Here is a 7739-nt window from a genome sequence, read left to right on the forward strand (position 1 = left end):
GACGCCTGTGACCAGGCAGGCCCCGGCTCACCGCCCATGGCAATGCGCTGCAACGACGGCCCCGCAGGGGCCCGAGGCGCAGCGCCCCCCGGTCGACGCGCGCAGGCGCGGCGAAACCCCACTCAGGCCGCGCCCTGGGCGTCCCGTTCCTCGCGCTCGGCCGCCTGGCGCGCCCACATCGAGGCATAGCGGCCATTCAGCGCCAGAAGCTCCTCATGGGTGCCGCGCTCGGCAATCTCGCCTTTTTCCAGCACGATGATCTGGTCGCTGTCCACGACCGTCGACAGCCGGTGCGCAATGGTGATTACCGTGCGCCCCTGCCCCATCATCTTCAGCTCTTCCTGGATCTCTCGCTCGGTTTCGGTATCGAGCGCCGAGGTCGCCTCGTCGAGCAGCAGGATGGGCGGATCCTTGAGCAGCGTGCGCGCGATCCCCACCCGCTGCTTTTCCCCGCCCGACAGTTTCAGCCCCCGCTCGCCCACGGCCGTTTCATAGCCTTCGGGAAGGCTCTGGATGAACTCGTGGATCTTGGCCGCCCTGGCCGCCGCCTCGATCTCGGCAAAGCTCGCTTCGGGCCGACCATAGGCGATGTTGTAGCGGATCGTGTCGTTGAAGAGCACCGTATCCTGCGGCACCACGCCGATGCGCGCATGCAGGCTGTCCTGGGTCACGCTGCGCAGGTCCTGCCCATCGATGCGGATCGCGCCGCCATCGACATCGTAGAAGCGGAAGAGAAGCCGCCCGATGGTCGATTTGCCGGACCCGGAGGGGCCCACCAGCGCCACCGTGTGACCGGGCTCGACCGCGAAACTCAGCCCCTTGAGGATCGGCCGCGCGGCCTCGTAACCGAAGCGCACGTCTTCGAAGATCAGTTCGCCCTCGTCGCAGGACAACTCCGCCGCGTCGGGCGCATCCACCACGTCTGCGGGCTGTTCCAGCAGGTCGAACATCTCGCCCATATCCACAAGCGCCTGCCGGATTTCCCGGTAGACCGTGCCGAGGAAGTTCAAGGGCATGGTGATCTGGATCATGTAGGCGTTGACCATGACGAAATCGCCCACGCTGAGCGTGCCCGCATTCACCCCGATCGCGGCCATCACCATGACGATGACAAGGCCGATGGTGATGATCACCGATTGCCCGAAATTGAGAAAGCCGAGCGAATAGGCGGTCTTGAGCGCCGCGCGTTCATAGCCGGCCATGGCGCCGTCATAGCGCTCCGCCTCGCGCTTTTCGGCGCCGAAATATTTCACCGTCTCGAAGTTCAGCAGGCTGTCGATCGCCTTCTGGTTGGCGTCGGTATCCTGGTCGTTCATTTCCTTGCGGATCTTCACCCGCCACTCGGTGACGGTGAAGGTGAACCAGATGTAAATCGCGAGCGTCACCAGGACGACGACGAAATACCAGATGTCGAACAGCACGGCGAGCACGATACCGATGAGCAGCAGTTCGATCACCAGCGGCCCGATCGAGAACAGCATGAAGCGCAGCAGGAACTCGACGCCCTTCACGCCGCGCTCGATGATCCGGCTCAGCCCCCCGGTCTTGCGGGTGATGTGATAGCGCAGGGACAGCGCGTGGATATGTTCGAAGGTTTCCAGCGCCAGTTGCCGCAGCGCCCGCTGGCCCACCCTGGCAAAGACCACGTCGCGGAGCTGCTGAAAGCCCACCGACATTGCCCGCGCAACGCCATAGGCCACGGTCAGCCCAACCGCACCCAGCATCAGCATCCCCGAGGGCGTTGCCTCGCCCGACAGCACATCGACCGCCTCGGCATAGAAGAAGGGCGTGTAGACCGAGATTACGCGCGCCAGAAGCAGCATGCCAAGCGCGATCACCACCCGGTGCTTTACCCAGGGATGCGCGGCGGGCCACAGGTAGGGGGTGACCTTGCGGATGGTGCGCCAGCCGCTGCGGCGCGCCTCGGCGCCCTTGGGATGCTCGGTCATGGTGCTGGGGGGCATGAAACTCTCTTATCTGGAAATCGGGCCCGGGGGCCAGTTCGCGCAAACCTAGTCAGTGCGCGCGGCAATGACCAGAGACCCCGCGCGCGACGGGGCTGTGCGTTCCTGCAAGCGGCTGGCTCAGTCCGCCTCGGGGATGGTGAAGATCTGGCCCGGATAGATCAGGTCGGGGTTTCGGATCTGCTCGCGGTTGGCCTCGTAGATCTGCACATACATCACCCCGTCGCCCAGAAGCTCCTGCGCAATGGCCCAGAGCGTGTTGCCCCACTGCACGGTGACCACGCTTTCGCCCGAGGCGGTGGTGATCGCCCGGATGGTTTCGGGCTCTTCGCGCAGGAAGGGGGTTTCGATCCGGCTGCTCACCGTTCCCTCGGCATCGACCTGGTCGAGCCGCAGCGTGTAGGTGCCGGGATCGACCTGGGGCAGTTCCGTGCTCCAGCCCCCGGCGGCCCCGATCTGGGCCAGGTGAATGGGCTGGTTGTCGAGGTAAAAGCGCACGTCCGATTCCGCCGGGCCTCGGCCAGCCATGACCACATCGCCCTCGGTATCGTAGGCGATGGTGTCGAGCGTGACCTGCGCCTGAACCTCGGGCCCCGGCCCGCCCTGCTGAACCACGCGAATCCCCTCGCGGTCGGCCAGAAGGACCGTGGGCGCGGTCTGTTCCATCACGGGCGCGCTGCCCTCTGCCGGGCTGCCGGCCTCTGCGCTGGAACCGGGCGCGGTCATTTCCGTGGTTTCGGCGGTGGCGACAGGTGCATCGCTGGCCGCATCGGAACCGGCGGTCGACGCGGTGCCGGTCGCATCGGTCGGGGCTGCATCGGACTGGGTGGACGCTTCGCCGGCGGGCGGGTCGGTCTCGACCGCGGCTGTATCCAGCGCGGCGACCTCAAGAGTCTGGGCAGGCTCTGCCGTATCGGTGACCTCCGCCACGACCGCCTCAGTGCCCCCCGATTGCGCGGGATCTGTGCCCGCTTCAGCCGTTGCCGTCTCGGGCACGGCAGGCTCGGCAGTGTCTGCGGTTTCGGTTGTCACGGCAGGCTCCGCCGCCGGTTGATCGGGCGTGCCTGTTCCGGCCACCTCGGTCGTGTCTTCGGAAGGACCATCGGTGCCCGGCGCATCTGCATCCGCCGCCGCTGTGGTGCCCTGGTCCACGGCGGGCGGGCTGTCGGGGCTGGCGGGGTCCGCCGCAGCGCTGGCCCCGGTCGTGGTGCTGTCTTCGCCTGCGGAGGGCACGGTGGTGGCGTCGCCCCCTGCGGCCTGCTCGGGTAGGTCGGGGCTGGTGGGGGCCAGTTGCGGGGCGGCACCGGAGGGCGCGGTCACCGGGTCCTCGGCCAATGCCAGTTCCGTCACGCCGCTATCCTGGGGCACCTCGGGGCCGCTTACCGCGGCGGTCGTTCCCCCGCCCGTCTCGGCTGTGGCGACCTCGGTATCGCCCGCGCCATCCACCGGCCGCAGCGTCGGCGAGATGATCACGCTCTGCTCGGAGACCAGGACCGACCCATCTTCCTGGATCGCCTCAAGGCTCAGGACGCGCGGCACTTCGGACGGGGGAATGTCGAACATGGCCACGAAGGCCCCGGCCCCGTCGGCATCGGCCAGGTGAATTTCCTCGCCGTCAAGCAGAAGGCGCAGATTGGCCCCCGCCCCGGCCTGGCCCGCGATCAGCGCGCCCCCGGCGGCGTCGACACGCACGAGATCGAAGCTGGGGCGTGCGGGCGCGGGCATGTCGGGCGCTGCGCCGGGTTCCGGCTGCGTATCGGGTTGCGTCCCGAGCGCGGCCGTGTCCCCGCTGGCGGCAGGCGCGGCTGCCTCGGGCACCGTCACCGCTGCGGGAGCCGCAACGGTTTCCGATACCGCAGCCTCTGGTGCCGCTGTTTCCGGGTCTGGTGCGAAGAAGACCTGGTAGCCCACGACGCCCACGATCGCGAGCACCGAGGCCCCCGCCAGAAGCGTGCTGGTTCCAAGTCCGGTCCCTGCCGAAGCTGCCATTTTTTCTGCTCTCCCCTCAGGCCCCGGCACGTCCCCACATGCCGGTGCAGTTGTATGACATTAGCAACAGGTCTATCACGGGTCAAAACAGCATCAAGACAGGCATTACCATGACCTATTCCGTTTGTGTCTACTGTGGCTCTCGTGCCGGGGCCAAGCCTGCCTATGCGAAAGACGCCGAAGCGCTTGGCACCGCATTGGCCGAAGCGGGCATGCGGCTGGTCTACGGGGCCGGGGATGTGGGGCTGATGGGCACCGTCGCGCGGGCCGCGATGGCGGCGGGCGGCACCACTTTCGGGGTGATTCCCGAACATCTGCTGAAGATGGAGGTGGGCAAGCGCGACCTCGATACGTTCATCGTCACCGAGACCATGCACGAGCGCAAGAAGGTGATGGTCATGAACGCCGATGCCATCGTGGTTCTGCCCGGCGGCGCGGGCTCGCTCGACGAGTTCTTCGAGGTGTTGACCTGGCGCCAGCTCGGCCTGCATGAGAAGCCGATTTTCCTCATGAATTCAGCGGGCTACTGGGACAAGCTGAGCGACCTTCTGGGCCATATCGTGGGCGAGGGATTCGCCGATCGCAGCCTGCTGGATTTCTTTACCGTGGTCGACGAGGTGCCGGCCCTCATGTCGGGGCTGCACCGCGCCGCGCGCGCCGGATCGCGCTGACCGAATAGATCGTCAGCGCCAGCCAGATCATCGGCAAGGCTACACCGTGCCAGCCGGTGACAGGCTCGCCAAAGAGCTGCCAGGCGACCAGGAACTGCAAGGTTGGGTTCATGTACTGGATCAGGCCCATCGTGGTCATCGCCACACGCTTGGCCGCGTAGGAAAACAGGATCAGGGGCACCGCCGTCACGGGGCCGCTCAGAACCAGCATGATGGTATCGAAAGAGGTGCCGCCAAAGGCGCTTTCCCCCCGCATCGCGAGGAAGACGAGCATGAAGGGCGCCAGCAGAAGCGTTTCCACCGTGACAGACACCACGGGGCCCGCATCGATCCAGCGTTTGATCAACCCGTAACAGGTAAAGCTGACGGCCAGCACGATCGACACCCAGGGCGCAACCCCCAGGCCCAGGGTAAGCACGAGCACCGCCGCTGCCGCCAGCCCCACGGCCAGCCATTGCACCCGCGCCAGCCGCTCGCCCAACACCAGCCAGCCCGCCACCACCGCCACCAGCGGAAAGATGTAATAGCCGATGGAGCCTTCCAGCGCGCGACCCACGGCAATCGCCCAGATGAAGACGAACCAGTTGATGGTGATGAACACCGCTGCCAGGCAGGTCAGCCCCAATTGGCGCGGCACCGACAGGGCCGCGACCATGGCCGACAGGCGCCCCTGCAACACGAGCACGCCGCCGAATGTCACGAAGGACCAGAGCGTGCGGTGCCCCAGCACCTCGGCCGGGTCCACATGCGACAGCTCCTTGTAGAAGATCGGCGCGAGGCCCCAGATGATACAGGCCAGAACCAGCGCCGCCACGCCCTTGCCGGTCTCGGTCATGCCCCGTCCGCCTGAAGTGATTGCCTTTGCAGGCTTTTCACGCGCGGCAGGCGCGGTCAAGCGCGGGCGTGTCAAGGGAAAGGCCCGCCGGCTTGGTTGCCGACGGGCCTTCTGCAGTCTGGAATGGTCCGGGATCAGCCCGCGAGGCGCGCGGCCACGTTTTCCCAGTTCACCAGCTTGTTCAGGAAGTTGTCCAGGTAAGCGGGGCGCTTGTTGCGGAAGTCGATGTAGTAGGAATGTTCCCAAACATCGCAGCCGAGCAGAGCGGTCTGGCCGAAGCAGAGCGGGTTCACGCCGTTTTCGGTCTTGGTCACGGCAAGGCTGCCATCGGCGTTCTTGACCAGCCAGCACCAGCCCGAACCGAACTGGCCTGCGCCAGCGGCGGCGAATTGTGCCTTGAATTCATCGACCGAGCCGAAATTCTCGACCAGTGCCTTTTCCAGCTCGCCGGGCATGGCGGACTCGCCGGGGCCCATCATTTCCCAGAACTGGTTGTGGTTCCAAAGCTGGCTGATGTTGTTGAAGATGCCGTTCTGCGCGACGGCCGAGGCGTTGTAGGTGCCGGTGATGATCTCTTCCATCGACTTGTTTTCCCACTCGGTCCCGGCAATCAGCTTGTTGCCGTTGTCGACATAGGCCTTGTGGTGCAGGTCGTGGTGGTATTCCAGCGTCTCGACCGACATGCCGAGATCGGCCAGCGCGTCGTGGGCGTAGGGAAGATCGGGAAGTTCAAAAGCCATTGCAGCGGCCCCTCTTGTTCGCGTGGGAATGTGATGCCCATTACCTGAGGCCCAAGCCCCGTTTGGTCAAGCGTTTTGGTCAGGTTTTTTTGACCGACCGGGCCGGAAAAAAGGCCCCGCGAGGGGGCCTTTGGTCAGAAATACCCAACCTCTGCGCCTTCCTTTGCGGACAGCGCCAGGATGTCGAAGACATATCTGGCGACCGAGCGGAAGCAGATCACGTGGAACTCCTCCTCGCCGCTTTGCCAGATCGCGGCAGGCACCTGCGCCAGTCGCGTGCGGCGCATTTCGCCGGGTCCGAAGGTCTCGGGATGCAGGTCAGCAGGCGTCAGCTTGGCCAGCGCCTCGCGCGCATGGGGGCCCTCGATACGGAAGAGCGCCCGCGCGTCCGACACGTTGGCGACGGTCGCATGCTCGCCCTTCAGCGCCTCGGCCAGGCTGGCCACAGCCACCTCGGCCTCGGCATGGGGCACCAGCAGCAGCAGCTCGTCGGGCGACATCCAGGCAATGCCCTTGTCGCCTTCGGTGGCAATCGCGCGCTGCGCCGGAAGATCCACGCCCGCCACGCCCTTGACCGCAGACGTCACAGCCGCGCTGGCCAGATCGCCGCGCAGGGTGATCATGCCTTGCAGGCCCGCCTCTTCCACGCGGGTCCGGCCTTCGGCCACCGCGCCCATCAGTGCACTGACGTCAGACATTCTGCTTCTCCCCCTCCGGGTCGTAGAACACGGGGTTCACGATCTTGGCCGAGACAGTGCTGCCATCGGTCTTGTTGAAGACAATAAGCTCGCCCATGCGGTCGGGACCGTTGAGCACGAGGCCCATGGCAATGCCCCGTTGCAGCGTTGGCGAATAGTAGGTCGAGGTCACGCGGCCCTGCGTGTTGCCCTGCCCGTTGGCATTGGTGCCAGAGGCAATGGCATAAGAGCCATCGGGAATGACCGAGCCATCCACCGTTTCCAGCCCCACCAGTTTCCAGCGGGTCGGGTCGGTCATGTGGCTGCGTTCCTGCGCGCGTTTGCCCAGGTAGTCCTCTTTCTTCTTCGAAATGGCCCAGCCAAGCCCCAGGTCCTGCGGGATCACGGTGCCATCGGTTTCATCGCCGATCATGATGAAGCCCTTCTCGGCCCGCATGATATGCAGCGCCTCGGTGCCGTAGGCGGTGGCGTTCCACTCCTCGCCTGCCGCATGCAGCGCGTCCCAGAAGGCGCGGCCCTGGCTGGCAGGAACGGCGATTTCAAACGACAGCTCGCCCGAGAAGGAAATGCGGAAGACGCGGGTATTGAAGCCGCCGATCTTGCCCTCAGCCCACCCCATGAAGGGCAGCGCCTCGGCCGACAGATCCATGTCGGTGCCAAGCTTCTCCAGCAGTTTGCGCGCATTGGGGCCGACAACGGCAACCTGCGCATATTGCTCGGTCACGTTGACGGTATGGACCTTCCAGTCCCACCACTCGCATTGCAGCCAGTCTTCCATATGGGCATGGGTGTGTTCCGCCCCGCCCGAGGTGGTGTGGACAAGGAAGGTCTCCTCGTCGATC

At 65.7% G+C, this 7739-nt stretch carries 7 protein-coding genes; 1 reads left to right on the top strand and 6 read right to left on the bottom strand.

All coding sequences use genetic code 11. From position 1 onward, the window contains the following. Positions 1-122: 122 nt before the first annotated feature. The gene (locus tag ACEQXV_RS05930) at positions 123-1964 is read right to left on the bottom strand and encodes an ABC transporter ATP-binding protein/permease (protein WP_370268293.1); all 1842 of its coding nucleotides are present in this window, start codon (positions 1962-1964) and stop codon (positions 123-125) included. A gap of 120 nt (positions 1965-2084) precedes the next feature. Beyond that, on the bottom strand, positions 2085-3953 hold the full coding sequence (locus ACEQXV_RS05935) for a LysM peptidoglycan-binding domain-containing protein (RefSeq protein WP_370268295.1): 1869 nt from the start codon (positions 3951-3953) through the stop codon (positions 2085-2087). Positions 3954-4063: 110 nt separating this feature from the next. Here ACEQXV_RS05935 and ACEQXV_RS05940 point away from each other — a divergent pair, with 110 nt between their 5' ends. Then, complete coding sequence (locus tag ACEQXV_RS05940) at positions 4064-4624, top strand: TIGR00730 family Rossman fold protein (protein WP_370268296.1); 561 nt, start codon at positions 4064-4066, stop codon at positions 4622-4624. On the opposite strand, the gene rarD is transcribed toward ACEQXV_RS05940, so the two are convergent. The 4 genes from rarD to ACEQXV_RS05960 all read right to left on the bottom strand — a co-directional run. Next, positions 4581-5459: an EamA family transporter RarD gene (gene rarD / locus ACEQXV_RS05945; protein ID WP_370252516.1), complete on the bottom strand. Its 879-nt coding sequence runs from the start codon at positions 5457-5459 to the stop codon at positions 4581-4583. The two genes, ACEQXV_RS05940 and rarD, sit on opposite strands and share 44 nt — an antisense overlap. A gap of 134 nt (positions 5460-5593) precedes the next feature. Beyond that, a complete protein-coding gene (locus ACEQXV_RS05950; RefSeq protein WP_370268297.1) occupies positions 5594-6199 on the bottom strand; it encodes a superoxide dismutase in 606 nt (201 codons plus the stop codon). 134 nt (positions 6200-6333) lie between these two features. Beyond that, the gene (locus ACEQXV_RS05955) at positions 6334-6897 is read right to left on the bottom strand and encodes a sarcosine oxidase subunit gamma (RefSeq protein ID WP_370268299.1); all 564 of its coding nucleotides are present in this window, start codon (positions 6895-6897) and stop codon (positions 6334-6336) included. Then, positions 6890-7739: aminomethyltransferase family protein (locus ACEQXV_RS05960; RefSeq protein WP_370268300.1), on the bottom strand; the 850-nt coding region annotated here is incomplete at its 5' end. The genes ACEQXV_RS05960 and ACEQXV_RS05955, both read right to left, overlap by 8 nt.

The sequence above is a fragment of the Nioella sp. genome (assembly GCF_964229645.1).
Taxonomy (GTDB): domain Bacteria; phylum Pseudomonadota; class Alphaproteobacteria; order Rhodobacterales; family Rhodobacteraceae; genus Nioella.